Raw genomic sequence first — 1,201 nt, 5'->3', positions numbered from 1 at the left:
GAGGCGGACGGCGAGGAGGGAGTGGCCGCCGAGGGCGAAGAAGTCGTCGTCCACACCGACCTCGGGCAGATTGAGGACCTGCGCGAAGACACCGCACAGGAGCTCCTCACGCTCCGTCGCGGGACGCCGACCCCCACTCACGTACTCCGGCGCCGGCAACGCCTTCCGGTCGAGCTTCCCGTTCACCGTCAACGGCAACGCATCGAGAACCACGACCGCCGACGGAACCATGTACGACGGCAGACGCTCCGCCACGAAACCCGACACCCGAGCCCTCAGCCCGGCCACACCCGGACCCGCGACCTCACCATCGTCGGCAACCACATACGCCACCAACCGGGGATCCCCGACCATGTCCTCACGGACCACGACCGCGGCCTGCGCGACACCCGCGCACCCCGCCACCACCGCACGCACCTCACCGGGCTCGATACGGAAACCCCGCACCTTCACCTGATCATCGGCACGCCCGACGAAGACCAACTCACCACCACCGGTCCACCGCACCACATCACCCGTGCGATACAACCGACCACCACCCACACCGAACGGATCAGCCACGAACCGCTCGGCCGTCAACCCCGCACGACCCACATAACCCCGCGCAAGCTGAACACCACCCACATACAACTCACCCGCAACACCAGGAGCCACAGGCCGCAAGAACTCGTCCAACACATACATCCGCACATTGGCCACCGGCCCACCGAACGGCACCACACCCACACCGTCCGGATCCACCACACCCACCGCGGAGATCACCGCCGCCTCCGTCGGCCCGTACGCATGCACCAACCGACGACCCGACGCCCACACACGCGCCGACGACGGATCGATCCCCTCCGAACCCACCACCATCGACACCACACCGGCCAGATCACCCGGATCCAACACAGCCAACAACGACGGCACCACACTCGCCGACACCACACCCGCCGACCCCACCAAACCCCGCAACAACACCGGATCCGACCGCTCCGCAGCCGAAGCCACCACCAACCCACCACCCGACGCCAACGTCACCCCCACATCCAGCACCGACGCGTCGAACCCGAACGAAGCGAACTGCAACACCCGAACCCCACGCCCCACACCCATCAACGGAGCGAACACCGACACCAAATTCGCCAACGCCCCATGACCCACCCCCACACCCTTCGGACGACCCGTCGAACCCGACGTATAGATCACATAGGCGAGG

The 1,201-nt window shown here is 66.7% G+C and carries 1 protein-coding gene; it reads right to left on the bottom strand.

Annotated features, from left to right (window positions below):
* On the bottom strand, positions 1–1,201 hold a 1,201-nt coding region (locus tag BCL76_RS38390), incomplete at both ends, for a non-ribosomal peptide synthetase (RefSeq protein ID WP_146228538.1).

Source organism: Streptomyces sp. CG 926, from assembly GCF_003148825.1.
Taxonomy (GTDB): Bacteria; Actinomycetota; Actinomycetes; order Streptomycetales; family Streptomycetaceae; genus Streptomyces.
The sequence above is the reverse complement of the archived record's forward strand: the minus strand, read 5'-3'. Positions and strand labels throughout refer to the sequence as shown.